The 25,424-nt window shown below is 72.0% G+C and carries 25 protein-coding genes; 9 read left to right on the top strand and 16 right to left on the bottom strand.

The features are described 5' to 3' along the window. Positions 1–47 precede the first annotated feature (47 nt). Positions 48–1,526, bottom strand: a complete 1,479-nt coding sequence (locus tag LG634_RS18615) for a hypothetical protein (RefSeq protein ID WP_226734987.1) — start codon at positions 1,524–1,526, stop codon at positions 48–50. A gap of 280 nt (positions 1,527–1,806) precedes the next feature. Here LG634_RS18615 and LG634_RS18610 point away from each other — a divergent pair, with 280 nt between their 5' ends. Continuing rightward, entirely contained in the window at positions 1,807–3,642 is a 1,836-nt protein-coding gene (locus LG634_RS18610) for a DUF8508 domain-containing protein (protein ID WP_372482449.1), read from the top strand. Positions 3,643–3,866: 224 nt separating this feature from the next. Then, positions 3,867–4,121, top strand: a complete 255-nt coding sequence (locus tag LG634_RS18605) for a hypothetical protein (RefSeq protein WP_226734985.1) — start codon at positions 3,867–3,869, stop codon at positions 4,119–4,121. Between the two features lie 87 nt (positions 4,122–4,208). On the opposite strand, the gene dapD is transcribed toward LG634_RS18605, so the two are convergent. Together dapD and LG634_RS18595 are read right to left on the bottom strand one after the other, a co-directional pair. Beyond that, on the bottom strand, positions 4,209–5,186 hold the full coding sequence (dapD, locus tag LG634_RS18600; protein WP_226734984.1) for a 2,3,4,5-tetrahydropyridine-2,6-dicarboxylate N-succinyltransferase: 978 nt from the start codon (positions 5,184–5,186) through the stop codon (positions 4,209–4,211). A 9-nt stretch (positions 5,187–5,195) separates the two neighbouring features. Further along, positions 5,196–6,425, bottom strand: a complete 1,230-nt coding sequence (locus LG634_RS18595) for an MFS transporter (protein WP_226734983.1) — start codon at positions 6,423–6,425, stop codon at positions 5,196–5,198. Positions 6,426–6,573: 148 nt separating this feature from the next. Here LG634_RS18595 and LG634_RS18590 point away from each other — a divergent pair, with 148 nt between their 5' ends. Next, positions 6,574–7,455, top strand: coding sequence for a winged helix-turn-helix transcriptional regulator (locus LG634_RS18590; RefSeq protein WP_226734982.1), 882 nt, complete (start codon positions 6,574–6,576; stop codon positions 7,453–7,455). A gap of 49 nt (positions 7,456–7,504) precedes the next feature. On the opposite strand, the gene LG634_RS18585 is transcribed toward LG634_RS18590, so the two are convergent. Both LG634_RS18585 and LG634_RS18580 read right to left on the bottom strand, forming a co-directional pair. Continuing rightward, positions 7,505–8,047, bottom strand: a complete 543-nt coding sequence (locus LG634_RS18585; protein WP_226734981.1) for a TetR/AcrR family transcriptional regulator — start codon at positions 8,045–8,047, stop codon at positions 7,505–7,507. Beyond that, positions 8,047–8,367 (bottom strand): DMT family transporter, encoded by a 321-nt coding sequence (locus LG634_RS18580; protein WP_226734980.1) that lies wholly within the window; start codon positions 8,365–8,367, stop codon positions 8,047–8,049. Before LG634_RS18580 ends, LG634_RS18585 begins: the two co-directional genes overlap by 1 nt. Before the next feature lie 154 nt (positions 8,368–8,521). On the opposite strand from LG634_RS18580, the gene LG634_RS18575 reads away from it, so the two are divergent. Continuing rightward, positions 8,522–9,616, top strand: coding sequence for a hypothetical protein (locus LG634_RS18575; RefSeq protein WP_226734979.1), 1,095 nt, complete (start codon positions 8,522–8,524; stop codon positions 9,614–9,616). A 74-nt stretch (positions 9,617–9,690) separates the two neighbouring features. On the opposite strand, the gene LG634_RS18570 is transcribed toward LG634_RS18575, so the two are convergent. The 8 genes from LG634_RS18570 to LG634_RS18535 all read right to left on the bottom strand — a co-directional run bounded on the left by LG634_RS18570 (position 9,691) and on the right by LG634_RS18535 (position 16,307). Continuing rightward, positions 9,691–10,035: a metal-sulfur cluster assembly factor gene (locus LG634_RS18570; RefSeq protein WP_226734978.1), complete on the bottom strand. Its 345-nt coding sequence runs from the start codon at positions 10,033–10,035 to the stop codon at positions 9,691–9,693. Then, positions 10,032–10,493 carry a Fe-S cluster assembly sulfur transfer protein SufU gene (sufU, locus tag LG634_RS18565; RefSeq protein WP_226734977.1) on the bottom strand — a complete coding sequence of 154 codons (462 nt, stop codon included), beginning with the start codon at positions 10,491–10,493 and terminating at the stop codon, positions 10,032–10,034. Before sufU ends, LG634_RS18570 begins: the two co-directional genes overlap by 4 nt. A 28-nt stretch (positions 10,494–10,521) precedes the next feature. Then, positions 10,522–11,778 (bottom strand): cysteine desulfurase, encoded by a 1,257-nt coding sequence (locus LG634_RS18560; protein WP_226734976.1) that lies wholly within the window; start codon positions 11,776–11,778, stop codon positions 10,522–10,524. Next, the gene (gene sufC, locus LG634_RS18555; protein WP_226734975.1) at positions 11,775–12,539 is read right to left on the bottom strand and encodes a Fe-S cluster assembly ATPase SufC; all 765 of its coding nucleotides are present in this window, start codon (positions 12,537–12,539) and stop codon (positions 11,775–11,777) included. The genes LG634_RS18560 and sufC overlap by 4 nt, the downstream gene beginning before the upstream one ends. 7 nt (positions 12,540–12,546) lie before the next feature. Beyond that, complete coding sequence (locus LG634_RS18550; protein ID WP_226734974.1) at positions 12,547–12,876, bottom strand: non-heme iron oxygenase ferredoxin subunit; 330 nt, start codon at positions 12,874–12,876, stop codon at positions 12,547–12,549. Next, complete coding sequence (sufD, locus tag LG634_RS18545) at positions 12,876–14,090, bottom strand: Fe-S cluster assembly protein SufD (protein ID WP_226734973.1); 1,215 nt, start codon at positions 14,088–14,090, stop codon at positions 12,876–12,878. The genes LG634_RS18550 and sufD overlap by 1 nt, the downstream gene beginning before the upstream one ends. A gap of 67 nt (positions 14,091–14,157) precedes the next feature. Beyond that, positions 14,158–15,573, bottom strand: coding sequence for a Fe-S cluster assembly protein SufB (sufB, locus tag LG634_RS18540; RefSeq protein ID WP_226734972.1), 1,416 nt, complete (start codon positions 15,571–15,573; stop codon positions 14,158–14,160). Next, complete coding sequence (locus LG634_RS18535; protein WP_226735007.1) at positions 15,570–16,307, bottom strand: helix-turn-helix transcriptional regulator; 738 nt, start codon at positions 16,305–16,307, stop codon at positions 15,570–15,572. Before LG634_RS18535 ends, sufB begins: the two co-directional genes overlap by 4 nt. Positions 16,308–16,521: 214 nt before the next feature. Here LG634_RS18535 and LG634_RS18530 point away from each other — a divergent pair, with 214 nt between their 5' ends. From LG634_RS18530 to LG634_RS18515, 4 genes are all read left to right on the top strand, one after another. After that, positions 16,522–17,448: an ABC transporter ATP-binding protein gene (locus LG634_RS18530; protein ID WP_226734971.1), complete on the top strand. Its 927-nt coding sequence runs from the start codon at positions 16,522–16,524 to the stop codon at positions 17,446–17,448. Beyond that, positions 17,445–18,212 (top strand): ABC transporter permease, encoded by a 768-nt coding sequence (locus LG634_RS18525; RefSeq protein ID WP_226734970.1) that lies wholly within the window; start codon positions 17,445–17,447, stop codon positions 18,210–18,212. Before LG634_RS18530 ends, LG634_RS18525 begins: the two co-directional genes overlap by 4 nt. Before the next feature lie 86 nt (positions 18,213–18,298). Beyond that, complete coding sequence (locus LG634_RS18520) at positions 18,299–19,477, top strand: hypothetical protein (protein WP_226734969.1); 1,179 nt, start codon at positions 18,299–18,301, stop codon at positions 19,475–19,477. A gap of 4 nt (positions 19,478–19,481) precedes the next feature. Further along, positions 19,482–20,471, top strand: a complete 990-nt coding sequence (locus LG634_RS18515; protein ID WP_226734968.1) for a COX15/CtaA family protein — start codon at positions 19,482–19,484, stop codon at positions 20,469–20,471. 28 nt (positions 20,472–20,499) lie between these two features. Here the strand turns inward: LG634_RS18515 and LG634_RS18510 are convergent, their stop codons facing one another. The 3 genes from LG634_RS18510 to LG634_RS18500 all read right to left on the bottom strand — a co-directional run bounded on the left by LG634_RS18510 (position 20,500) and on the right by LG634_RS18500 (position 23,037). Beyond that, positions 20,500–21,609: an amidohydrolase family protein gene (locus LG634_RS18510; RefSeq protein WP_226734967.1), complete on the bottom strand. Its 1,110-nt coding sequence runs from the start codon at positions 21,607–21,609 to the stop codon at positions 20,500–20,502. 150 nt (positions 21,610–21,759) lie between these two features. Next, positions 21,760–22,071 (bottom strand): hypothetical protein, encoded by a 312-nt coding sequence (locus LG634_RS18505; RefSeq protein WP_226734966.1) that lies wholly within the window; start codon positions 22,069–22,071, stop codon positions 21,760–21,762. A gap of 24 nt (positions 22,072–22,095) precedes the next feature. After that, positions 22,096–23,037: a heme o synthase gene (locus LG634_RS18500; RefSeq protein WP_226734965.1), complete on the bottom strand. Its 942-nt coding sequence runs from the start codon at positions 23,035–23,037 to the stop codon at positions 22,096–22,098. 275 nt (positions 23,038–23,312) lie between these two features. Here LG634_RS18500 and tkt point away from each other — a divergent pair, with 275 nt between their 5' ends. Then, the gene (gene tkt, locus LG634_RS18495) at positions 23,313–25,397 is read left to right on the top strand and encodes a transketolase (protein ID WP_226734964.1); all 2,085 of its coding nucleotides are present in this window, start codon (positions 23,313–23,315) and stop codon (positions 25,395–25,397) included. The last annotated feature ends 27 nt before the right edge of the window (positions 25,398–25,424 follow it).

The raw sequence follows: 25,424 nt of genomic DNA, 5'->3' as shown, positions 1-25,424 counted from the left end.
GACGGGCCGTTTCCTGCCTGCGGCCCGCCGGCCCCGCGGCCGCCCCGTCAGCCCTGCACGGACCGCGCCTTGAAGGCCGCCTTCCGGGCCTCCTTCGCCGCCTTGCGGTCCGGGTGCAGGCGGCCCATGGCCTCCAGCACGTCGGCCGTGGCCGGGTGCGGGACCCGCCAGACAGCGTCGAAGAACCCGCTGTGGCCCTCGGTCAGACCGGCCATCAGGGCGGCCAGGCCCTCCGTCTCGCCGTCGGCGCCGAGCTGGGCCGCGATGGTGTCGACGGTGAGCCAGAACACCATGGCCTGGTCGGGTGCCGGCACGTCGGCGGCGCCGCGTTCGGCCAGCCAGACCCGGGCCAGGCCGCCGAGTTCGGGGTCGTCGAGGACCGCGCGCACCGCGGGTTCGGCGGCCGCGTCGGCGAGCGCGAGCGCCTGCTGGCAGCGGAGTCGGCGCAGCGGTCCGCCGGGGTCCCCGCCGCGGGCGGCGGCGAGCAGTTCGGCGGCGGCGCCCGGCACCTCGCGGCGGGCCAGCCAGGTCTCGATCTCGGCCTGCGCGAGGTCCTCGGAGAACACGGCCACGGCGTCCAGCAGGGCGTCCGCGCCCTTGTCCGCCCAGTCGCCGACGGCCGGGGCGGCCACCCCGGCCTCCAGCATCCGGGCGCGTACGCCGAACAGGCCGAGCGGGGTCAGCCGGACCAGCCCGTACCGGGAGACGTCCTCGGGGTCGACGCCGGAGGTCTCGGCGCTCACTGCGGCCGCCTCGGCCTCTTCCACCTCGGCCATCAGTGCCTCGTCGACCGGCCGGTACTCGACGAGTCCGATCGGCTCCAGCTGCCGGAACTGGTCGTCGAGCCGCATCATCGCGTCGGAGACCTGCTCCAGCACCTCGTCGGTGGGCTCGGCCATGTCGTCGGGCACGATCATCGAGGCGGCGAGCACGGGCAGCGGGACCGGCCCGTCGCCGGCGCCGCCCTCGGAGGCGGTGAGCAGGTAGAGGTTGGCGAGGACGCCGTCGAGGAAGTCGGCCTCGTGCTGCGGGTCCCAGTCGAGCTGGGAGAAGTCGATCTGCCCGCCGGCGTCGAGGGCGTCCACGAGGTCGTCGAGGTCCGGCACGGCGGCATCGGCGAGGACGGTGTCGAGCGCGGTGAGCCACAGGTCGAGGACGTCGGCCGGGGAGCCGCCGGTGACGAGGGCGAGGTCCTCGCCCTGGACCACGGTGCCGCCGGAGTCGGCGTCCCCGCCGGTGTCCTCGGCGGCCTCCGTCACCTCGACGAGCCCGGTGTCCACGGCGACCCGCCACGCCTCGCCGGCGTACGCGGCGCCGTCCGGGTCGGCGTCGAGGCCGATGTGCTCGGCCGCGGCCGGCAGCTGGTCTTCGACGAGTTCGCCGCCGGCGCCGACCCGCGTGGCGGGCCCGGCCCAGCGGGCCAGCCGCACCGCGCGGGCGAGCAGCGGCGTCGCGAGGGCGTCGCGGGCCAGCTCCGCGTCGGAGTGCAGCCGCACCGGCGGCAGCGTGGGGCGCTCAGCGGACATCGGGGGTTTCTCCTCGTCGCATGGGGCGGGCCGGGCCCGCCGCAGCGGGGCGGTACGGGGCCCGGAGCCGTGTGGGAAAGGCCACGGCGGGCCCCAGCGTAGACGGCATTTCACCCCATCCCGACCCGTTCACCGGACCGTCAGCCGCCGTCTTCTCGGAGGCCCTTGACAACGTGCCTGGTCACGCAAGACATTGACGCGCGTAGATCTCGTACACGGATCCGCCACTCCGTTCCCTCATCCACATACCGGAGTTCCGACCATGCGTTCCCGTCCTCAGGTGACCGGACCCATTTCCCGTTCCGCTGCCGTGGCAGCCGTCGTGGCCTCCGCGCTGGCCGCCGGCCTGCTCGCCGGAACCACCGCTTCCGCCGCTGATGGCGAAACGTCCCTGCGCATTCACGACATCCAGGGCACCACCCGTATATCCCCCTATGCCGGCAAGCAGGTCACCGGCATCGAGGGCATCGTCACGGGTGTCCGCTCGTACGGCTCGAAGGGCTTCTGGATCCAGGACCCGCAGGCCGACGACGACGCGGCCACCAGCGAGGGCGTCTTCGTCTTCACCGGCTCGAACCCGACCGTCGCCGTCGGCGACGCCGTCAAGGTCAACGGCCTCGTCGGCGAGTACGTCCCCGGCGGTCTGAACTCCGGCAACCAGTCGGCGACCCAGATCAGCAAGCCCACCGTCACGGTGGTCTCCTCCGGCAACCCGCTGCCGGAGGCCGAGCACATCAACGAGTACTCGGTGCCCGAGCAGTACGCGCCGGCCGGCGACGCGGCCGCGGGCGGCTCGATCAACGGCCTGGCCCTCGCCCCGGACACCTACGCCCTGGACTACTACGAGTCCCTCGAGGGCATGAACGTCCGCATCGGCACCTCCCGCGTGGTCGGCGCCACCGACCCGTACGCGGAGCTGTGGGTCACGGTCAAGGGCTGGGAGAACAGCAACAAGCGCGGCGGCACCGTCTACGGCTCGTACGAGTCGCAGAACACCGGCCGCCTCCAGGTCCAGCAGCTCGCGCCGCTGGCCCAGCAGCCGTTCCCGGTGGCCAACGTCGGCGACCGGCTGACCGGCACCACCGAAGGCCCGCTGGACTTCAACCAGTTCGGCGGCTACACCCTGGTCGCGCGCACCCTCGGCACCGTCGTGTCGAAGAACCTGCCGCGCGAGACCACCCGCGCCCAGAAGCCGGGCGAACTGGCCGTGGCCACGTACAACGTGGAGAACCTCGACCCGTCCGACCCGCAGGAGAAGTTCGACGCGCTCGCCAAGGCGGTCGTCGAGAACCTGGCCTCGCCGGACATCCTGGCCCTGGAGGAGATCCAGGACAACAACGGCGCGAAGAACGACGGCACCGTCGCCGCCGACCAGACCCTCACCAAGTTCACGGACGCCATCAAGGCCGCGGGCGGTCCCGCGTACGCCTGGCGCTCGATCGACCCCGAGAACAACAAGGACGGCGGCGAGCCCGGCGGCAACATCCGCCAGGTCTTCCTGTTCAACCCGGATCGGGTCTCCTTCACCGACCGCGACGGCGGCAACGCCACGACGGGCACCGGTGTCTTCGACCGGGAGGGCCACGCCGCCCTGACCCACTCCCCCGGCCGCATCGACCCGGCGAACACCGCCTGGGACAGCAGCCGCAAGCCGCTCGCCGGCGAGTTCGTCTTCCGCGGCCGCACGGTCTTCGTGATCGCGAACCACTTCGGCTCCAAGGGCGGCGACGAGGCCCTGACCTCGCACCACCAGCCGCCGGCCCGCCCGTCGGAGGCCAAGCGCCTGCTCCAGGCCCAGGCCGTCAACACCTTCGTGAAGGACCTGATCCAGGTCCAGCGCAACGCGCGGGTCATCACCCTCGGCGACATCAACGACTTCGAGTTCTCCGGGACCACGAAGGCGCTGACCGACGGCGGTGCGCTGTACCCGGCGATCATGTCGCTGCCGCGCTCCGAGCGGTACTCGTACGTGTACCAGGGCAACTCGCAGGTGCTGGACCAGATCCTGACCAGCCCCGGCGTGAAGAACTTCAGCTACGACAGCGTGCACATCAACGCGGAGTTCTCCGACCAGAACAGCGACCACGACCCCCAGGTCCTGCGCTTCATTCCGTAACAGGGGGCACGCTTCCCCCGTTCGCGGGCGGAAGAAGGGGCCCGGCCGCCGTCCCGGCCGGGCCCCTGCCACACTTCGGCGCCCGGGGGCTTTCCCCGGAGGGTTCGGGACCTTCGGCACTGGCGTGATCCTCGCCACACCCACTCGGCGTTTCGTCCGGTTGTGGTGTTGAGTGTCCCCACGCAGGAATCGTCTGCGCCCGCACTCCACCTCCGGAGGACCGCGTGTTCACCTCCATCTCGCTCGCCCAGCAGATCGGCCTCGGCGTGCTGCTCGTGGCGGCCGTGGTCTGGGTACTCGGCCTCGGTCACATGCTGTGGGACAGCCGCTTCCACCACCCGGAGCCGGGCGCGTACGAGGGCCTCGCCGTCATTCCGGCGCAGCGCAGTGCGGCCTCGCATCCGATGGAGCGGGTCGAGCTGACCCCGGAGGAGCAGGAGGCCTTCGCCGGCCTGGTCCGCACGATCCCCCTCAACTGACCGGCCGCAGCGCCGCCGGCACGCACGAACGCCCTCCCCGATCGCCGTACGGCTGCCGGGGAGGGCGTTCGCGTGGTGCGGGGAGCCTCAGTTGTGGCTGTGCAGGACGTCGTTCAGGCCGCCCCAGACCGCGTTGTTCGGGCGGGCCTCGACGGCGCCGGTGGTGGAGTTGCGGCGGAACAGGATGTTGCTGGCGCCGGACAGCTCCAGGGCCTTGACGACCTGGCCGTCGGGCAGGGTGACCCGGGTGCCCGCGGTCACGTACAGGCCGGCCTCGACGATGCACTCGTCGCCGAGCGCGATGCCGATGCCGGACTCGGCGCCGAGCAGGCAGCGCTCGCCGATGGAGATGATCTGCTTGCCGCCGCCGGACAGGGTGCCCATGGTGGACGCGCCGCCGCCGATGTCGGACCCGTCGCCGACGACGACGCCGGCGGAGATGCGGCCCTCGACCATGGAGGTGCCGAGGGTGCCCGCGTTGAAGTTGACGAAGCCCTCGTGCATGACGGTGGTGCCCTCGGCGAGGTGCGCGCCGAGACGGACCCGGTCGGCGTCGGCGATGCGCACGCCCTTGGGGGCCACGTAGTCGGTCATCCGCGGGAACTTGTCGATCGAGGTGACCTGGAGGTGCAGGCCCTCGGCGCGGGCGTTCAGGCGGACGGTCTCGACCTGGTCGACGGGGACCGGGCCCAGCGAGGTCCAGGCGACGTTGGCGAGCAGCCCGAACACGCCGTCGAGGCTCTGGCCGTGCGGCTTGACCAGGCGGTGGCTCAGCAGGTGCAGGCGCAGGTAGGCGTCGTGGGCGTCCAGCGGCTTGTCGTCGAGCGAGGAGACGGTGGTGCGGACGGCGACCACCTCGACACCGCGGACGGCGTCCGTGCGGACGGCCTTCGCGGCGGCCGCGCCGAGGAACTCCACGGCCTGCTCGGCGGTGAGGCGCTCGGTGCCGGCCGGGCCGGCCTCCGCGACCAGGGCGGGCGCGGGGAACCAGGTGTCGAGGACGGTGCCGTCGGAGGCGAGAGTGGCAAGTCCGGCGGCGACGGCGCCGGTGGTACGCGTAGTCATGCCCGAACGCTAACCGGCGACGGCCGCTGCGGGCGAACCGGTCTCATGTGCCGGTCGCGCGCCCCGCCGGCGGACCCGGCGACCCGCGTACAGGACGGCGCAGCCGGCCGCCAGGCCGAGGCCGGCGCACAGCGGCCACAGGAGGGCCGGGGCGGTCGCGTACAGGGCTCCTCCCAGCGGCGGGCCGATGACGACGCCGATGACCGACACGCCGGCGTACAGGCTCTGGAAGCGGCCGATGGCGTGCTCGGGCGATTCGTCGGCGACGTACGCGGTGGCGGTGGTCTTGTAGAGGATCTCGCCGAGGCTGAGCAGGACCATCATCAGGGCGGTGGCGGCGATGCCGGCGCCGAGCAGCAGGGCCGCGTACCCGGCGCCGACCAGCAGCAGACCGGTGCCGACGACCTGGAGGGCCGGCCGGTGCCGCAGGGCGACGGCGGCCGGGAGTTCGAGCAGCAGGATCACCCCGCCGTTGAGGGCGATGACCAGGCCGAACGCCTGGATCCCGATGCCGTGGTCGGCGAGGAAGGCGGGCAGCGTGTAGTACTGCTGGCGGTAGACGACGTCGGTCACGACGATCGCGCCGAGCAGCACCAGCAGCGCGGGCCGGGCCCGCAGGTCGCGGAGGAGGCCGCCGCCCCGGCCCCCGTCCGGGGCGGCGGCGGCTTCGGCTGCGCCGCGGGCGGGGACGACCCGGGCGGTCCACAGGGCGAAGAAGAGGGTGCCGAGCCCGTCGAGGACGAAGATCCAGCCGTAGGACAGGGTGGTGGCGATCAGCGCGCCGGCCGGCGGTCCGAGGGTGAAGCCGCCGTTGGAGACGCAGCGGATGACGGCGAAGGCCTGGCGTCGGGAGCCTTCGGGGACGGTGACCGCGACGAGGGCGGAGTTGGCGGCCCGTATGACGCCCGAGGCGTACTGGGCGGCGGGCAGGACGGCGTACAGCAGCGCCGTGGGCGCGAGCGGCAGGCAGCAGAGCACCGCGCCGCCGGCGGCGGAGGCGGCGAGCAGCACCCGCCGGTGGCCGAACCGGTCGCCGAACCAGCCGCCGGTGAAGTTGCCGGCGACCAGGCCGATCCCGCCGAGGCCGGTGATCAGGCCGGCTTCGGCGGTGCCGAGGCCGCGCGGCCCGGTGAGGTACACGAACACGAAGACGAAGCTGAAGCTGACGAGGGCGTTGACGAACACCCCGGCAGCGAGCAGCCAGACGGCTTTCGGCACGTCTTTCAATCCCTGCGGCATCGGACCGGCCCCCCGTGGTCGTGGCGCCGCCCGCGCGGCGCGACTAGTCAGTTCCTTTTGGGAACTCACCCGTCGGGGCAACCTACCATGGGGTACGTGACCTGCCCGCGCCTGCAACCGCACCCGCCCGTCCGGAAGGAGCCCGCCGATGGCCCAGCGCACCAGCCTCGGTGACGCGGACTGCGCCATCGCGCAGGCCCTCGACGTGGTCGGCGACTGGTGGACCCTGCTCGTGGTGCGCGACGCGGCCCGCGGGCTGTCGCGGTTCGAGGAGTTCCAGCGGGAGCTGGGAGTCTCCCGGAAGGTGCTGACCGAGCGCCTGAAACTGCTGGTGGACGCCGGGGTTCTGAGCCGGGAGCCCTACCAGGAGCGGCCGGTGCGGCACGCCTACCGGCTGACCGCGCGCGGCCGGGCGCTGCTTCCGGTGCTGGTGGCCCTGCAGGACTGGGGCGACACCTGGGTGCTGGGCGAGGGAGAGGCGACGGCGACGGCCGGCGCGGCCTCGCGGGAGGCCCGGCGGGTGCACGCGCTGCCGGGCACCCGGCTGCCGGAGCTGCTGCTGCCGGACCAGGACGGGCGGCTGCGCGACCCGGTCGCGGACACCGCGCACACGGTCCTGTACTGCTTCCCGGGCGCGTACGCCCGGGTCGAGTCGTACCCGCCGGGCTGGGGCGCCATCCCCGGGACCCGCGGCTGCACCCTGGAGTCCGGCACGTACCGGGACCGGCTGGCCGAGTTCACGGCGGCGGGCGCGACAGTGGCTGGGGTGTCCACCCAGCGGCCCGACGAGCAGCGGGAGTTCGCGCTCACCGAGGGACTGGGCTTCGGCCTGTTCTCGGACGCCGGGCTGACGCTGACGGCGGCCCTGCGGCTGCCCACCTTCCGGGCGGCCGGGGTCACCCGGCTCAAGCGGCTGACCCTGGTGGTGGACCGGGACCGGCGGATCCGCGAGGTGTTCTACCCGGTCGAGGACATCGAGGCGAGCGTGGCGGCCACGCTGGCCTCGGTGACGGCCGCCGGCGCGGGGTGACGGCCGCCTGCGCGGGAGGCGCGACGGTGCGGGGCCGCCGGTCAGGCGGTCAGGCGGTCAGGCGGCCCAGCACCTCCCGCACCCACTCCTCGTCGTACGGCTCCCCCGTCAGCAGCACCTGGAGGCAGACCCCGTCCATCGCGGCGACCAGCGCCCGCGCCGTGCCCCGGTCCGTGACGTCGGCGAGCAGCCGCTCCATCGCCTCGTACCACTCGGCGGCCACCGGTCGCAGGGCCGGCCGGCGCAGCGCCGCGAGGTACAGCTCGTACTCCAGCTCCGCGGCCGCCCGGTCGGAGGTCAGCCACTCACCCAGCAGCCGGGCCAGCGCGGCCGCCAGGCCGGTGCCGGCGGGGACCCGCTCCCGGTGCTCGGCGACCCGCCGGGCGAACCCCTCGTTGGCCTGCCGCAGCGCCGCCACCAGCAGGTCGTCGAGGGTCTTGAAGTGGTACGTCGTGGAGCCGAGCGGAACGTCCGCCTCGGCGGCGACCGACCGGTGGCTCAGCCCGGCGATGCCGTGGGCGCCCACCACTCGGATCGCCGCGTCGATGATCCGGGACCGGCGCTCCGGGTCGTACCGCCGCGCAGCCGCCATCAGTGCGAGCCGCCCAGGTTGAGCAGCAGGACGCCGCCGATCACCAGGGCGATGCCGGCCAGCTTGACGGCGTTCGCCGACTCCCCGAGGAAGACCATGCCGATCGCGGCGATCGCGGCGGTGCCGGCCCCGGACCAGATCGCGTACGCGGTGCCGACGGACATCGACTTGAGCGTCTGGGCGAGCAGGGTGAAGGCGACGAGGTAGCCGACGAGGGTGCCGAGCGAGGGCCACAGCTTGGTGAAGCCGTCGCTGAACTTCATGGCGGTGGTTCCGGCGACCTCTGCCGCGATGGCCGCGGCGAGCAGTACGTAGGGCATGCGTACCACCGTACACATCGATGCGTACGACCGTACACAACGCCGTTCGGCCGGCTCCGGTGCAGGTCGCGACGGTGCCCGCCTGCCGCCGCGCCGGCGGGCCGGGATACGGTGTCCGTTCCATCAGGGGACGGGACGCGTACGGAGCGCAGTGATGACACAGAACACGGGGTGGGGCCCGCAGCCCTGGGGCGCCGGCTGGCTTCCTCCGCAGCCGCCGCAGCCGGGGGTCATACCCCTGCGGCCGCTGAAGGTCGGCGAGATGGTCGGCGGCGCGTTCAGCACGCTCGGCCGGCACTGGAAGGTGCTGTTCGGCATCCCGCTGGCGGTCCAGGCCGTTGGCATCCTGGTGCTCGCCGTCGCCGGCGGCATCGGGTACGCCGTGGTCCACGAGGACCTCGCGGCGGTCTTCGACACCCCGTACGGCGAGAGCCCGGACGATGCGCAGGTCACCAGCGTGCTGGCGCTCACGATCCCGCTGGGCGCCGGCGCCCTCCTGCTCATGCTGCTGGGCATGTTCATGATCATCGCGCTGGCCCCGGCCGTCGTCCAGGAGGCGGTCAGCGGCCGCCCGACGCCCTTCCGCGCCCTGTGGCGCCGCACCTGGAGCCGGCTCCCCGCGGTGTTCGGCGCCTCCCTCCTGAGCTGGCTGATCGCCGCCGCACCGATGCTGGCCGCGTTCGGCGTGGCCGTCGCCCTGGCCGCAGCCACCGCGGGCGACGGCGAGGAGGCGGTGCGCGGCACCGTCCTGGTGTTCCCGCTCCTCTTCCTCGCGGCGGTACCGGTCAGCACCTGGCTGTACGTACGGCTGAGCCTGGCGCCGGGCGTGGCGGTGTGCGAGGGGCTGGGGCCGGTCACGTCCCTGCGCCGGTCGGCCCGCCTGGTCCGGGGCGCCTGGTGGCGGGTGTTCGGCCTGAACCTGCTGGCCTCGCTGGTCGCCGGGATCCTCTCGTACCTCATCCAGCTGCCGTTCGTCTTCGGCGGCATGCTCGGGCTGATCCCCGCCATGCTCCAGGACTCGTCCGGGACCGCTCCCACCGTCGGCGTGATCGCCGGGATCGTCGTGTACATCGGCTGCCTGCTGCTGGGCGTGATCGTCAGCCAGGTGTTCCAGATGGGCTTCGTGCAGCTGTGCACCACCCTGGCCTACGTGGACCAGCGGCTGCGCCGCGAGGACCTGGCGGCGGCCCTGATGGCGGCGCACCACGCACCGCCGTACGGGCCCGCCGCCCCGGGCCGGGCCGGCTGACCGCACGCGTTTCCCGCAAGGCACGCAGAAGGCCCCCGGCGAGAACGCCGGGGGCCTTCGGGTACGCGGGTGACTCAGACGTTGAAGCCGAGTGCGCGCAGCTGCTCACGGCCGTCGTCCGTGATCTTGTCGGGGCCCCACGGGGGCATCCAGACCCAGTTGATCCGCAGCTCGTTGACGATGCCCTCGGTGGCGGACTTCGCCTGGTCCTCGATGACGTCCGTCAGCGGGCAGGCCGCCGACGTCAGGGTCATGTCGAGGGTGGCGATGTTGGAGTCGTCGATGTGGATCCCGTAGATCAGGCCCAGGTTGACGACGTCGATGCCCAGCTCCGGGTCGACCACGTCGTAGAGGGCCTCGCGGACCTCTTCCTCGGTGGCCGGCTTGATCGTCGCCTCCGGCGTTGCGTTCTCGGTCATGCCGTCTTCCTCTCGGCGTCGCCCAGCACCTGGGCGGTCGCGTCCTTCCAGGCCATCCAGCTCAGCAGAGCACACTTCACACGAGCCGGGTACTTCGAGACGCCGACGAACGCGACGGCGTCCTCCAGCACCTCCTCCATGGCCTCGTCGGGCTCGACCTTGCCCTTGGACTGCATCATCTCCAGGAACACGTCCTGGATCCGGCGCGCCTCGGCCAGCTCCTTGCCGACGAGCAGCTCGTTCAGCACGGACGCGCTGGCCTGGCTGATGGAGCAGCCCTGGCCCTCGTAGGAGACGTCCACGAGCGTCTCGCCGTCGTACTTCACGCGCAGCGTGATCTCGTCGCCGCACGTCGGGTTGACATGGTGCACCTCGGCGTCGCCGTCGCGCAGACCGCGCCCGTGCGGGTGCTTGTAGTGGTCCAGGATGAGTTCCTGGTACATCGAATCCAGCTTCACAGCGGCCCTCGCGCCCTCGTCGCCCTCGTTATCCGAAGAAGTTCCGTACGTGCTCCAGCCCGTCGACCAGCGCGTCGACCTCGGCGGGAGAGGAGTACAGGTAGAACGACGCCCGCGTGGTCGCAGGAATTCCGTACCGCAGGCAGACCGGGCGCGCGCAGTGGTGTCCCACGCGGACCGCGATGCCCTGCTCGTCCAGAACCTGGCCGACGTCGTGCGGGTGGATGTCGCCGAGCGTGAAGGAGATCGCGGCACCGCGGTCCTCGGCCGTGTTCGGACCGATGATCCGCAGGTCGGGGACCTCCTGCAGGCGCTTGACGGCGTACTCGGTGATCGCGTGCTCGTGGGCGGCGATCTTGTCCATGCCGATCGCGGTCAGGTAGTCCACGGCCGCACCGAGGCCGACGGCCTGGGCGATCGGGGGCGTACCCGCCTCGAACTTGTGCGGCGCCGGGGCGTACGTGGAGGAGTGCATCGAGACGGTCTCGATCATCTCGCCGCCGCCGAGGAACGGCGGCAGGTCCTCCAGCAGCTCCTGCCGGCCCCAGAGCACGCCGATGCCGGTCGGGGCGCACATCTTGTGACCGGTGAAGGCCACGAAGTCGGCGCCGAGCGACTGCACGTCGAGCGGCATGTGCGGGGCGGCCTGGGAGGCGTCGATCAGGACGAGCGCCCCGACCTCCTGGGCGCGGCGCACGATCGCCTCGACCGGGTTGAGGGTGCCGAGGATGTTGGAGACCAGCACGAAGGAGACGATCTTCGTCTTCTCGGTGATGACCTCGTCGATGTTCGACAGGTCGAGCCGGCCGTCGTCGGTGAGGCCGAACCACTTCAGCTTCGCGCCCGTGCGCTGCGAGAGCAGCTGCCACGGCACGATGTTGGAGTGGTGCTCCATCTCCGTGATGACGATCTCGGTCTGGGCGTCGACCTTGTACGGCTCGTCGGCCCAGCCGAGCATGTTGGCGACCAGGTTGAGCGACTCGGAGGCGTTCTTGGTGAAGATCACCTCGTCGCGGCTCGGGGCGTTGATGAAGGCGGCCACCTTGTCGCGGGCGCCTTCGTACAGTGCCGTGGCCTCCTCGGCGAGCACGTGCACGCCGCGGTGGACGTTGGCGTTGTGCCGCTCGTAGTAGGCGCTCATCGCGTCGAGCACCTGGCGCGGCTTCTGCGAGGTCGCCGCGTTGTCCAGGTAAACGACCTTCTTCCCGTCGTGGACCACACGATCCAGCAGGGGGAAGTCCTTGCGGATCGCCTCGAGGTCGAGGAGGCCAGGCAGCTGTGTCACGCGGTTGCGCCACCCTTCACGTACTTGTCGTAGCCCTCGGCCTCGAGCTGGTCGGCGAGCTCGGCACCGCCGGACTCGACGATGCGGCCGTTCGCGAACACGTGCACGAAGTCGGGCTTGATGTAGCGCAGGATGCGCGTGTAGTGCGTGATCAGCAGGGTGCCGACCTCGCCGGCCTCGCGGACCCGGTTGACACCCTCGGAGACGATGCGCAGCGCGTCGACGTCCAGGCCGGAGTCGGTCTCGTCGAGGATCGCGATCTTCGGCTTGAGGAGCTCCAGCTGGAGGATCTCGTGGCGCTTCTTCTCACCGCCGGAGAAGCCCTCGTTCACGTTGCGCTCGGCGAACGCGGGGTCCATGGAGAGGCGCTCCATGGCCTCCTTGACCTCCTTGACCCACAGCCGCAGCTTGGGGGCCTCGCCGCGGATCGCGGTGGCGGAGGTGCGCAGGAAGTTGGAGACCGAGACACCGGGGACCTCGACCGGGTACTGCATGGCGAGGAACACGCCGGCGCGGGCGCGCTCGTCGACGGACATCTCCAGGACGTCCTCACCGTCGAGGGTCACGGTGCCACCGGTGATGGTGTACTTCGGGTGACCGGCGAGGGAGTACGCCAGGGTGGACTTGCCGGAGCCGTTGGGGCCCATGATGGCGTGGGTCTCGCCCTGCTTGACGGTCAGGTCGACGCCCTTGAGGATCTCGCGGGAGCCGTTGTCCGCCTCGACGGAGACGCGCAGGTCGTGGATTTCAAGCGTTGCCATGGGTGTCTCAGGACTCCTGGGTGAGGGAGGCGGTGACGTCCACGAGGACGCTGCCCCCTTCGATCTTGACGGGGTATACGGGAACGGGACGCGTCGCGGGAAGACCGGACGGCTTGCCGGTGCGCAGGTCGAACGCGGAGCCGTGCAGCCAGCACTCGATCTGGCAGTCCTCGACTTCGCCCTCCGAGAGCGAGACGTTCGCGTGCGAGCAGATGTCGTGGATCGCGAACACCTCCCCCTCGGTGGAGACGAGGGACACGGGCGTGCCGTCGAGCTCCACGCGCCTGGGCGTGTTCTCGGTCAGTTCGCCCAGCTCGCAGGCCTTCACGTACGCCATCAGACGGACGCTTCCAGCTCGGCCTCGATCTTGGCGATCAGGCGCTCTTCGATGTCCGGGACACCGATCTGCTGGACGAGCTCGGCGAAGAAGCCGCGCACGACCAGGCGGCGGGCCTCGTCGGCGGGAATGCCGCGGGCCTGCAGGTAGAACAGCTGCTCGTCGTCGAAGCGGCCGGTGGCGGAGGCGTGGCCGGCGCCGACGATCTCGCCGGTCTCGATCTCCAGGTTCGGGACCGAGTCGACCCGCGCGCCGTCGGTGAGGACGAGGTTGCGGTTCATCTCGTACGTGTCGGTGCCCTCGGCGGTCTTCTCGATGAGGACGTCGCCGATCCACACCGCGTGGGCGCCCTCGCCCTGCAGCGCGCCCTTGTAGACCACGTTCGACTTGCAGTGCGGCGCGTCGTGGGTGACCAGGAGGCGGTGCTCCTGGTGCTGGGACGCGTCGGTGAAGTACAGGCCGAGCATCTCCGCCTCGCCACCGGGGGCGGCGTAGCGGACGCGCGGGTGCAGGCGGACGAGGTCGCCGCCGAAGGTGACCACGACGGACTTGAAGGAGGCGTCGCGGCCGACCAGCGCGTTGTGCTGGGAGGTGTGGACGGCGGTGTCGTCCCAGTCCTGCACGGAGACGAAGGTGACCTTGGCGCCGTCGCCGACGAGGATGTCGACGTTGGCGGCGCGCACGCCGTCGCCGGTGTGGTCGATCACGATGATCGCCTCGGCGAAGGGCTTGATGTCGAAGACGGTGTGACCGAAGGTCGTGCCGCCCTCGCCGTGCAGGGCCACGCGGATCGGCTCGGCGAGCACGGTCTCCTTGGGCACGGTGACGACCGTGGCCTTGGCGAAGGAGGAGAACGCCTGGGCGGCGACCCGGTCCACCGGCGTGCCGGCCTTGCCGATGCGCTCGTCACCGCGGTCCACGGACTCGACGGTGACCCCTTCGGGGGCGTCGATCTGGGCCTTCATGGTGCCGTTGGCGACGGCCGTGCCGTCGTGCAGGCCGCGCAGGCGCTCCAGCGGGGTGAAGCGCCACTCCTCCTCGCGGCCGTGCGGCACGGGGAAGTCGGCCACGTCGAAGGACGGGGGCGCGCTCATCCGGGTGGCGACGGTGGACTCTGCGGCCACCGCGATCGCGCCGGCGGTGGTGGAGCCCGCCGAGGGGGGTGCCCCCAGTCGAGCGGAGTCGAGAATGGGGGAGTTCTGAGCCTCAGCCATGGCTGTCGTTCTGCTCTCTTCCTTCGTCAAAGAATTCGCTGTGCTGCGGGGGAGGTCCGGGCCGGCGTCAGCCGACGGAGCCCTCCATCTGCAGCTCGATCAGCCGGTTGAGCTCCAGGGCGTACTCCATGGGCAGCTCCTTCGCGATCGGCTCCACGAAGCCGCGCACGATCATGGCCATGGCCTCGAACTCGGTCAGGCCGCGCTGCATGAGGTAGAAGAGCTGGTCGTCGGAGACCTTGGAGACGGTCGCCTCGTGGCCCATCGTCACGTCGTCCTCGCGGACGTCGACGTAGGGGTAGGTGTCCGAGCGGGAGATGGTGTCGACGAGCAGCGCGTCGCAGAGGACGTTGCTCTTCGAGCCCGCGGCGCCCTCGCCGATCTCGACCAGGCCGCGGTACGAGGTGCGGCCGCCGCCGCGCGCCACCGACTTGGAGACGATGTTCGAGGAGGTGTTCGGCGCCATGTGGACCATCTTGGAGCCGGCGTCCTGGTGCTGGCCCTCGCCGGCGAAGGCGATGGAGAGGGTCTCGCCCTTGGCGTGCTCGCCCATCAGGTAGACGGCCGGGTACTTCATGGTGACCTTGGACCCGATGTTGCCGTCGATCCACTCCATGGTCGCGCCCTCGTACGCCACGGCGCGCTTGGTGACCAGGTTGTAGACGTTGTTCGACCAGTTCTGGATCGTCGTGTAGCGGCAGCGGCCGCCCTTCTTGACGATGATCTCGACGACGGCGCTGTGCAGCGAGTCCGAGGAGTAGATCGGGGCGGTGCAGCCCTCGACGTAGTGGACGTAGGCGTCCTCGTCGACGATGATCAGCGTCCGCTCGAACTGGCCCATGTTCTCCGTGTTGATGCGGAAGTAGGCCTGGAGCGGGATCTCGACCTGCACACCCTTGGGCACGTAGATGAAGGAGCCGCCCGACCACACGGCGGTGTTCAGCGAGGCGAACTTGTTGTCGCCGACCGGGATGACGGTGCCGAAGTACTCCTTGAAGAGCTCCTCGTGCTCCTTCAGCGCGGTGTCGGTGTCGACGAAGATGACGCCCTGTTCCTCCAGGTCCTCGCGGATCTGGTGGTAGACGACCTCGGACTCGTACTGGGCCGCGACACCGGCGACGAGGCGCTGCTTCTCCGCCTCCGGGATGCCGAGCTTGTCGTACGTGTTCTTGATGTCCTCCGGCAGGTCCTCCCAGGACTCGGCCTGCTTCTCGGTGGAACGCACGAAGTACTTGATGTTGTCGAAGTCGATGCCGGAGAGGTCGGAGCCCCAGGTCGGCATGGGCTTCTTGCCGAAGAGACGAAGACCCTTGAGACGCAGGTTCAGCATCCACTCGGGCTCGTTCTTCTTGGCCGAGATGTCGCGGACGACGTCCTCGTTCAGACCCCGCTTGGCAGCGGCACCGGCCGCGTCGGAGTCGGCCCAGCCGTACTCGTACTTACCCAGGCCCTCGAGCTCAGGGTGAGCGATCTCCGTGGTCATGCGGGGTTCCTCCCGGCCGTGCGTGCAGATGTTGATGAAGTGGTCTGTGCGGCGCTTCGCGGAATGAACGTGGTGCACACTCCGTCGCCGTGGGCGATCGTGGCGAGACGCTGTACGTGCGTCCCGAGCAGGCGGGAGAAGACCTCGGTCTCCGCCTCGCAGAGCTGCGGGAACTGCTCGGCGGCGTGGGCCACCGGGCAGTGGTGCTGGCAGAGCTGTTCACCGCTGCGCGGACCGGGAGCGCTCTTCGCCGTAGCAGCGTACCCGTCGGCGGTCAATGCCCTGGCCAGGGCCTCCGTACGACCGTCGGGTCCGGCGGCGTCCATGGCCTGCCGGTAGGTCTCGGCCTGGACCGCCAGGCGGGCGCGGGCGAAGGCGGAGACGGCCGCCTCGCCCTGTTCCCCGCCGCCGGCCGCCTGCGCGATCCAGCGCATGGCGTCCACGGCCAGCGAGTCGTAGGACTGGTCGAAGGCGTCCCGGCCGCAGTCGGTGAGCGCGAAGACCTTCGCGGGCCGGCCGCGGGTGCGCGCGCCGTACACGCGCTGCTCGCGGGCTGCGACCACGTCGTCGGCCACGAGCGTGTCGAGGTGGCGGCGGACGGCGGCCTGGGTGAGGCCGAGGCGCTGGGCGAGGTCGGCGACGGTGGACGGACCGTGGTCCAGGATCGACCGCGCGACCCGGTTGCGGGTTGACCGCTCTCCGGTCGCGAGCTCCCCCTGGGGGGTCTCGATCATCCGTTCGCCGTTTTTCACAACACCATTGTTGCGTAATTAAGCGAGCCCCGACAAGCCGTGACCGAAGCCACTCCGGGTGGCCTCTATCACTAAGGGTTACCTAATTTGTCTACGGAGGGTTATTTGGAAAGAGCCATTCCGGTTTTTTCGGGGTGACCGGAACCCCTTCACCCCGGGCCCCGGCACCCCCGCTGCGCTCCGTAGACTCCCCCGCATGAGCAACGACCCCGCCGTGGAGATCCGCGGACTGGTGAAGCGGTACGGCACCAAGACCGCGGTGGACGGGCTGGACCTCACGGTCCCGGCTGCGGCGGTGACCGCGGTGCTCGGTCCCAACGGTGCGGGCAAGACCACCACGGTCGAGTGCGCCGAGGGCTACCGCCGCCCCGACGCCGGCACCGTACGCGTCCTCGGCCTCGACCCCGTCGCCCAGGCCCGGGCCCTGCGGCCGCGGATCGGCGTGATGCTCCAGTCCGGCGGGGTCCACTCCGGCGCCCGGGCCGTCGAGATGCTCACCCACATGGCCAAGCTGTCCGCGCACCCGCTCCCGGTGGCCCCGCTCGTCGAGCGGCTCGGCCTCGGCAGCTGCGGCCGCACCCCGTACCGCCGGCTGTCCGGCGGCCAGCAGCAGCGCCTCGCGCTCGCCATGGCCGTGGTGGGCCGCCCCGAACTGGTCTTCCTCGACGAGCCGACGGCCGGCCTCGACCCGCAGGCCCGCCGCGCCACCTGGGAACTGGTGCGCGAGCTGCGCGCCGACGGGGTGGCCGTGGTGCTCACCACCCACCACATGGACGAGGCCGAGCAGCTCGCCGACGAGGTCGCCATCGTCGACGCCGGCCGGGTCGTCGCCCACGGCACCCCGGAGGCCCTGTGCCGCGGCGGCGCCGAGAACACCCTGCGCTTCACCGGCCGCCCCGCCCTCGACCTCGCCTCCCTGCTCAAGGCGCTGCCCGACGGGACCGAGGCCGCCGAGACCAGCCCGGGCAGCTACCGGGTCACCGGCGGCGTCGACCCCCAGCTGCTGGCCACCGTCACCTCCTGGTGCGCCCAGAACGGCGTCCTGCCGGACGGCCTGTCGGTCGGCCGGCACACCCTGGAAGACGTCTTCCTCGAACTCACGGGCAAGGAGCTGCGCGGATGACCGCCGGTACGTTCACCCCCCGCCCGGGGGCCGCTCCGGTGTCCCGGATGATCGCCGCGCAGACCGCGCTGGAGACCCGGATGCTGCTGCGCAACGGCGAGCAGCTGCTGCTGACCGTGGTCATCCCGGCGCTGCTGCTGGTCCTGTTCTCGTCCGTGGACGTCGTCGACACCGGCGCCGGGCGGCCGGTGGACTTCCTCGCCCCCGGCGTCCTCGCGCTGGCCGTGATGTCGACCGCCTTCACCGGGCAGGCCATCGCCACCGGCTTCGACCGCCGCTACGGCGTGCTCAAGCGGCTCGGCGCCTCGCCGCTGCCGCGGTGGGCGCTGATGGCCGCGAAGACCCTGTCGGTGCTCGTCACCGAGGTGCTGCAGATCGCCCTGCTGACGGCGATCGCGTTCGGGCTCGGCTGGTCCCCGCAGGGCGGCCCGCTGCCGGTGGCGGCGCTGGTCCTGCTGGGCACGGCCGCCTTCTCGGGGCTGGGCCTGCTGATGGCGGGCACCCTGAAGGCGGAGGTCACGCTGGCCGCCGCCAACCTGGTGTTCCTGCTGCTGCTGGTCGGCGGCGGGGTGATCGTGCCCCTGGACAAGTTCCCCGAGGGCGCGCAGACCGTCCTGGGCCTGCTGCCGATCTCGGCGCTCTCCGGCGGGCTGAGGGACGTGCTCCAGCACGGCGCCGGACTGCCCTGGGGCGACCTGGGCGTCCTGGCCGCCTGGGCGGTCCTGGGCCTGGGCGCGGCCGCCCGGCTCTTCCGCTGGGAATGACCTTCCCGCCACTATGTACTCGTCCGTAACCTGGGGCGCCGCACCGGCCCGGGGCGGCCGGCGGACCAGTGGGACGAGGGGGAGCCATGGCGCAGCGGGAGACCGCGCTGCGGCTGGACGAGCAGTGGGCGCGCATCAGGTCGGGAGCGGCATACGCCGAGCCGGCCGAGCAGGCCCGGCTGCTGGACGAGCTGATCACGGCGCTGCGCCGGGCGGCCGGGCAGGCGCCCGGCGCCGATCCGGAGTGCGCGGCGCGCCTGGGGCTGCGGCTGGGCGACCTGGCCGCGCGCCGGTTCGCCGGGGGTGACCGGCCCGGTGCGCTGGCCGCGATCGAGGAGGCGCTGGCCCATGCCCGGCAGGCGGCCCCGCACTCCCCCGAGTACGCCCGCTGGTACGCGCGCGGGCTGATCAACCACGGGGTGTGGCTGGCCTGGCCGCTCAGCGACGGGCGGCGGCTGCCGCGGTACCCGCTGGGTCCGAGCGGCGAGGAGGGGCCGGACCCGATGGAGCGGGCGGCCGGCGAGCGCGCCCGCGACCAGACCCGCGCCGCCGTCGAGGTGTGGCTGGGGCTGGACGGTACGGACCCGGTCAACCGGCGCGGGCTGGCCCAGGCGACGGTGTTCCTCGCCGACCGGCTCGCCGAGCTGGGCTTCGCGCACGACGCGGTGGCCTGGGCGGTGGCCGCCGAGAACGACTTCCGCGAGCTGCTCGCCACCCCCGCCGCGGAGGGGTCCGACGGGTCCGACGAGGCCGCGGAGACGGCGGAGGAGGCCGGTGAGGCCCTCGCCCACCTGGCCCGGCAGCTGGAGCTGCGGCTGCGCTACCTCTCGTTCGACAGCCTCGCCCGGCTGCGCGCGGACGGGCTGCTGCCCGGCCGGCTGCTGCCGCAGGCGGCGGTCGCGGCCCGCATCCAGGGCGTGCCAGCGGCGGAGATCGCGGCCCGGCTGCATCTCGATGCGGACACGGTTGCGGAGTTCCTGCGCACCCGTCCGTGGCGGGCCGTGTGGCGCGTCGACGTCCGTGAACCCGGCGGGCTGTGGGCCGTACAGGGGCATCCGTGGCACAGCGCGGCCGAGGTGGCGGACCGGACCGCGCAGGACGTCGGGGCGGAACTGGTCCGGGAGTTCGGCGCCTCGGCGGACCATCCGGGGCCGGCCGCGCACTGGCGGATCCACGTCTGGTGGCACGAGGAGGGCGATCCGGCGGGTTCCCGCTTCCGGCTGATGTACGCGCCCGGGAGCGGAACCGACCCCACCCCCTCGTGAAAGTTTGCACAAGTGGCGGCCTACGATAGGGCCCGTGTTGAACCCCCTCGCATACATCGCGCAGCGCTGGACGCCCACACCCCGGACGCTCCGGCGGGCCGCGCTCTCCGCCGTCGTCATGAGCGTGGTCATCGTCGTCACGGGCGGGGCGGTGCGGCTGACCGGGTCCGGTCTGGGCTGTGACACCTGGCCCAAGTGCACCGACGACAGCCTGTTCGCGACGCCCGCCCAGGGCTTCCACGGCGCGATCGAGTTCGGCAACCGGATGCTGACGTACGTGCTGTGCGCGGCGGTCGGCTGGGCGATCATCGCGGCCCGGTCGACGAAGCCGTGGCGGCGGGAGCTGACCCGGCTGGGCTGGGTCCAGTTCTTCGTCGTGATGGCCAACGCCGTGCTCGGCGGCATCACCGTGTGGACCGGCCTCAACCCGTACAGCGTGGCGGGCCACTTCCTGCTCGCTACCTCGCTCATCACGGTGACGACGGTGACCTGGCAGCGCACCCGCGAGGGGGACACGCCGGCGCGCCCGCGGGTGCCGCGGCCGGTCCGGAAGCTGTCGTGGGCGCTGCTGGGCACCACCTTCGTGCTGATCGCCGCGGGCACCGTGGTGACCGGTTCGGGTCCGCACGCGGGTGACAGCAGCGAGGTGCCGCGGATGCCGTTCGACTGGGAGGGCGTCGCGCACGTGCACGCGATCGCCGCCTGGCTGGTGTGTGCGCTGGCGCTGGCGATGTGGCTGGTGCTGCGGGTGGTGGACGCCCCCGACGACACCCGGGCCCGGGCCCGCGACCTGCTGGTCGTGCTGGTGGCGCAGGGCGGCATCGGCTACGTGCAGTTCTTCACCGAGCTTCCCGAGCTGCTCGTCGCGGCCCACATGCTCGGCTCCTGCCTGGTGTGGATCGCCGTCGTCCGGATGGCGCTGAGCCTGCGGGAGCGGCCGGTGGCCACCGCCGGCATCCCGGCGCAGGGCGACCCGGAACTGAGCCGGGTCTGACGGACGGACCCGTCCCCGGCTGCCGGCCTCAGGCCGGCAGCCGGTAGACGCGCCGGGCGTTGCCCGCCGCGATCATCCCGGCGACCCGGTCGGCGTCCCGCAGCGACCAGGCACCGTCGGCGACCCAGCCGCCGAGGACCTTGGCCATCGCCTCGCGGAACACCAGGGCACCCACCACGTGCAGTTCGGGCAGCCGGCCGGCGCCGCTGGAGAACAGCAGCTTGCCGAACGGGGCCAGCTCCAGCAGCTCCGCGAGCACTTCCGCGGCCCGGGCCCCGGTGTGGGCGAGGGCCGGCCCGAGGTCCGCGTACACATGTGGGAACGCGCCCGCCAGATGCGCGGCGTGCCGGTGGTACGGGTAGCCGTGCAGCAGCACCAGGTCGGTGCCGAGCCCGGCGGTGGCCCGTACGAAGTCGGTGAGCAGGGTGGGGTCCGTACGGTCGATCCGGCGGTGCGGATCGCCGGTGCCGGCGTGCAGCTGGAGCGGCAGCCCGGCCCCCACGGCGCTCCACAGCAGGTGCCGCAGGATCACCGGGTCGCGCACCGGGCCGCCCTTGGGGCGGTGGGCCAGCCAGCGGCCGGCCGCCGCGCGCACCTCGGCCGGGCCGGGCGGTTCGGGGGCGAAGGCGAGCGTGCTGCCGGCGCCCGTGACCGAGGTGAAGGCGACGGCGCCGCGGGCGGCCGTGTGGACGGCCTCGTCGAGGTTGGCGAGGAACGCGCCGGCGGTGCCCGAGGTGTCGGCGACCTGTTCGGCGAGGAGTTCGAGGCGGACGATCTCGTGGGCCTCGGCGCTGCCGGCCGCGGCCAGTTCGCGGGGACCGGTCAGGTCCCCCGGCAGCCCGGTGTCCACCAGATAGGTGGCGATGCCGGATCCGCGCAGCAGCCGCCGCTCTGCTTCCAGCACGCCCAGTTCGCGCCGCCGGGCCAGGTACCGGGCGGGCGGGCAGTGCGGCTCCAGGCCGAGCAGCGGCGGGCACCAGCGCCGGACGGCGAAGCCGGTCTGGGTGTCGAAGAAGGTGGTGCCCGGGGCGGCCGGGCCGGCGGCCCGGGCCAGGTGGGCCTCGAAGGTGCCGAGGCCCGGCTCCGTACGGAGCACCCCGTGGCAGTACTGGTCCACCAGGGACGGCGTGTCGATCATCCGGCTTTCCCGCGGGGGACGTCGGGGTCCCTCCGGACGGGTCCGGCAGGACGTGCTTCCAGACGTCCTAACGGGTGAGCCGGGTGGCAGGTGTTGCTCGTGCTGGTGCCCGAGCCCTGCCCCCTGCCGCGGCCGCCGGCCGGATCCCCGCTACTTGCCGCCGCCGAGCTGCAGGCCGGCCATCCGCTTCCACTCGTACGGGCCCGTCTTCACCTTGGCGGCGAAGTCCCCGTCGAACTCCTCGTGGAGGGTGAGACCGGCCTTCTCGGCGGCCTGCCGGGCCACGGCGTGGGTGGGGGCGACCAGGTCGCCCCAGCCGCCGTCCTCGCCGACGAGGACGATCCGGGTGCCCATCTGTCCGATGTACGCGAGCTGCCCCTCGGCGCCGCCGTGCTCCTTGGCGAAGGCGCCGATCTGCTTGGCCAGCTTGGCCGCGGTGCGCTCCTGCTTGGTGTCTGCCATGACTGGCATGCTACCGGCGAGTAATCAGCGGAGGAAGGGATCCACGGCCACCGCCACGAAGAGCAGCGACACATAGGTGATCGACCAGTGGAACAGGCGCATCTCCTTGAGCTTCGCGCCCGTGACCCCGGCCTTGGCGCGCGCCTGCAGCGCGTGCGCCTCCCACAGCCACCAGCCGCCCGACACCAGCGCGACCGCGGTGTAGAACCAGCCCGTGTAGCCGAGCGGGGTGAGCAGCAGCGAGACGGCGACCATCACCCAGCTGTAGAGGACGATCTGCCGGGCCACGGCGCGGTTGCCCGCCACCACCGGCAGCATCGGCACGCCGACCCGCGCGTAGTCCTCCTTCACCTTCATGGACAGCGGCCAGTAGTGCGGCGGCGTCCAGAAGAAGATGACGAGGAAGAGGATGACGGCGGCCCAGGAGACCTCGTTCTTGACCGAGGACCAGCCGATCAGCACCGGCATGCAGCCGGCGATGCCGCCCCACACGATGTTCTGCGCGGTGCGCCGCTTCAGCAGCATCGTGTAGACCACGACGTAGAAGAGGAGCGCCCCGAGGGCGAGTGCGGCGGACAGCCAGTTGACGAGCAGTCCGAACCACAGCGTCGAGACCACGCCGAGCGTGATGCCGAAGACCAGCGCCTCGCGCGGGGTCACCATGCCGGTGACCAGCGGGCGCTGCGAGGTGCGGTCCATCAGCGCGTCGATGTCGCGGTCGATGTACATGTTGAGCGCATTGGCGCCGCCCGCGGACAGATAGCCGCCCAGACAGGTCGCCAGCACCAGCCACAGCGAGGGCACGCCCTGCTCTGCCAGGAACATGACCGGCACTGTGGTGATCAGCAGAAGTTCGATGATCCGCGGCTTGGTCAAAGCCACGAAAGCCATGATCCTGGCCCCGAACGGACGGTGACCGGGGCTCGTCCCGAGCACCCCCGCTGGACGGGATTCGACGGCCGTCACGCACACCCCTGACAGAGACTCCCAGCAAGCTTTCGGGCGTGAATGCCCCGTAAAGACTTGCGCGTACCACGCCACTGTAGACGTTGCCCTGACACCGCCCTGCGCGGGGGTCGGGTCGTGTTGGGCCGAGCGCCGTAACCACGGCACCGATATCCGGACGCGACGGCGCCGAGCACTCGAATAGCTGCACGCCGTGGCGGGGGTAGGCTCGGAATCGCAGCCGGTGTCCCCCTCGTCACCGGCCTCAGACATCTGGAGAGGAGCCCTGACCCACGGTGAGCAGCAAGCCGACCACCACAGAGCTCGAGTGGACCGAACTGGACCAGCGGGCCGTTGACACCGCCCGCATCCTGGCCGCGGACGCGGTCCAGAAGGTCGGAAACGGCCACCCCGGCACGGCGATGAGCCTGGCCCCCGCCGCGTACACCCTCTTCCAGAAGGTGATGCGGCACGACCCGGCCGACCCCGAGTGGGTCGGCCGCGACCGTTTCGTGCTCTCCGCGGGCCACTCGTCCCTCACGCTCTACACCCAGCTGTACCTGGCCGGGTTCGGGCTGGAGCTGGACGACCTGAAGGCGTTCCGCACCTGGGGTTCCAAGACCCCCGGCCACCCGGAGTACGGGCACACCGCCGGCGTCGAGACCACCACCGGCCCGCTGGGCCAGGGCGTGGCGAACGCGGTGGGCATGGCGATGGCCGCCCGCTACGAGCGCGGTCTGTTCGACCCGGAGGCCGCCCCGGGCACCTCCCCGTTCGACCACATGGTCTACGCGATCGCCGGTGACGGCTGCCTCCAGGAGGGCATCTCGGCCGAGGCCTCCTCCCTGGCCGGCCACCAGAAGCTCGGCAACCTCGTGCTCCTGTGGGACGACAACCACATCTCCATCGAGGGCGACACCGAGACCGCCGTCTCCGAGGACACGATCGCGCGCTTCGAGGCGTACGGCTGGCACGTCCAGCGCGTCGCCCAGCAGCCCAACGGCGACCTCGACCCGAAGGCCCTGTACGCGGCCCTGGCCGCGGCGAAGGCCGAGACCGAGCGCCCGTCGTTCATCGCGGCCCGTTCGATCATCGCCTGGCCCGCGCCGCACGCGCAGGGCACCGAGGCCTCGCACGGCTCCGCCCTCGGCGACGACGAGGTCGCGGCCACCAAGCGGGTCCTGGGCTTCGACCCGGAGCAGACCTTCGAGGTCTCCGACGAGGTCATCGCCCACACCCGCAAGGCCCTGGACCGCGGCCGCGATGCCAAGGCCGAGTGGGAGAAGGACTTCTCGGCCTGGCGCACCGCCAACCCGGAGCGCGCCGCCGCGTTCGACCGCATCCAGGCCAACGAGCTGCCCGAGGGCTGGGAGGAGAAGCTCCCCGTCTTCGAGCCCGGCACCGGTGTCGCCACCCGCGCCGCCTCCGGCAAGGTGCTCGCCGCCCTCGGCGCGGTCATCCCGGAGCTGTGGGGCGGCTCGGCCGACCTGGCCGGCTCCAACAACACGACCATCGACAAGAACAGCTCGTTCCTGCCGGTGGGCAACCCGCTGCCGGAGGCCGACCCGTACGGCCGCACCATCCACTTCGGCATCCGCGAGCACGCCATGGCCGCGGCCATGAACGGCATCGCGCTGCACGGCCACACCCGCATCTACGGCGGCACCTTCCTGGTGTTCTCCGACTACATGCGCAACGCCGTGCGGCTGTCCGCGCTGATGCACCTGCCGGTGACGTACGTGTGGACGCACGACTCCATCGGCCTCGGCGAGGACGGCCCGACCCACCAGCCGGTCGAGCACCTGGCCTCGCTGCGCGCCATCCCGGGCCTGAACGTGGTCCGCCCGGCCGACGCGAACGAGACCGCCGTCGCCTGGCGCGAGATCCTGCGCCGCCACACCAAGGTGTTCGGCAAGGGCGCCCCGCACGGCCTGGCCCTCACCCGCCAGGGCGTGCCGACGTACGAGCGCAACGAGGACGCGGCCAAGGGCGGCTACGTGCTGTTCGAGGCCGAGGGCGGCCCGGCCGAGGTCGTGCTCATCGGCACCGGCTCCGAGGTCCAGCTCGCCGTCGCCGCGCGCGAGGCGCTGCAGGCCGAGGGCGTGCCCGCCCGCGTGGTCTCGATGCCCTCCGTCGAGTGGTTCGAGGAGCAGGACCAGGCGTACAAGGACAGCGTGCTGCCGCCGTCGGTCAAGGCGCGGGTGGCGGTCGAGGCCGGCATCGGCCTGACCTGGCACCGTTACGTGGGCGACGCGGGCCGGATCGTGTCGCTGGAGCACTTCGGCGCCTCCGCGGACGCGAAGGTGCTGTTCCGGGAGTTCGGCTTCACCGCCGAGGCCGTCACCGCCGCGGCCAAGGAATCCCTCGCAGCCGCGCGCTGACCCCGGCACCAGGAACTAGTAGGAGAT

It is taken from the genome of Streptomyces bambusae, assembly GCF_020532645.1.
Lineage (GTDB): Bacteria > Actinomycetota > Actinomycetes > Streptomycetales > Streptomycetaceae > Streptomyces > Streptomyces bambusae.
This window is presented reverse-complemented; position numbering and strand designations above follow the sequence as displayed.

Bases quoted from the DNA above. Each gene is read 5' to 3' on its own strand.
- LG634_RS18585 (WP_226734981.1), bottom strand. From the start codon at position 8,047: ATGGCGGCTGCGCGGCGGTACGACCCGGAGCGCCGGTCCCGGATCATC.
- sufC (WP_226734975.1), bottom strand. From the start codon at position 12,539: ATGGCAACGCTTGAAATCCACGACCTGCGCGTCTCCGTCGAGGCGGAC.
- LG634_RS18535 (WP_226735007.1), bottom strand. From the start codon at position 16,307: ATGATCGAGACCCCCCAGGGGGAGCTCGCGACCGGAGAGCGGTCAACC.
- LG634_RS18520 (WP_226734969.1), top strand. From the start codon at position 18,299: ATGGCGCAGCGGGAGACCGCGCTGCGGCTGGACGAGCAGTGGGCGCGC.
- LG634_RS18590 (WP_226734982.1), top strand. From the start codon at position 6,574: ATGGCCCAGCGCACCAGCCTCGGTGACGCGGACTGCGCCATCGCGCAG.
- LG634_RS18580 (WP_226734980.1), bottom strand. From the start codon at position 8,367: ATGCCCTACGTACTGCTCGCCGCGGCCATCGCGGCAGAGGTCGCCGGA.
- LG634_RS18575 (WP_226734979.1), top strand. From the start codon at position 8,522: ATGACACAGAACACGGGGTGGGGCCCGCAGCCCTGGGGCGCCGGCTGG.
- LG634_RS18505 (WP_226734966.1), bottom strand. From the start codon at position 22,071: ATGGCAGACACCAAGCAGGAGCGCACCGCGGCCAAGCTGGCCAAGCAG.
- LG634_RS18550 (WP_226734974.1), bottom strand. From the start codon at position 12,876: ATGGCGTACGTGAAGGCCTGCGAGCTGGGCGAACTGACCGAGAACACG.
- LG634_RS18525 (WP_226734970.1), top strand. From the start codon at position 17,445: ATGACCGCCGGTACGTTCACCCCCCGCCCGGGGGCCGCTCCGGTGTCC.
- LG634_RS18595 (WP_226734983.1), bottom strand. From the start codon at position 6,425: ATGCCGCAGGGATTGAAAGACGTGCCGAAAGCCGTCTGGCTGCTCGCT.
- LG634_RS18510 (WP_226734967.1), bottom strand. From the start codon at position 21,609: ATGATCGACACGCCGTCCCTGGTGGACCAGTACTGCCACGGGGTGCTC.
- LG634_RS18570 (WP_226734978.1), bottom strand. From the start codon at position 10,035: ATGACCGAGAACGCAACGCCGGAGGCGACGATCAAGCCGGCCACCGAG.
- dapD (WP_226734984.1), bottom strand. From the start codon at position 5,186: ATGACTACGCGTACCACCGGCGCCGTCGCCGCCGGACTTGCCACTCTC.
- sufB (WP_226734972.1), bottom strand. From the start codon at position 15,573: ATGACCACGGAGATCGCTCACCCTGAGCTCGAGGGCCTGGGTAAGTAC.
- LG634_RS18530 (WP_226734971.1), top strand. From the start codon at position 16,522: ATGAGCAACGACCCCGCCGTGGAGATCCGCGGACTGGTGAAGCGGTAC.
- sufD (WP_226734973.1), bottom strand. From the start codon at position 14,090: ATGGCTGAGGCTCAGAACTCCCCCATTCTCGACTCCGCTCGACTGGGG.
- LG634_RS18615 (WP_226734987.1), bottom strand. From the start codon at position 1,526: ATGTCCGCTGAGCGCCCCACGCTGCCGCCGGTGCGGCTGCACTCCGAC.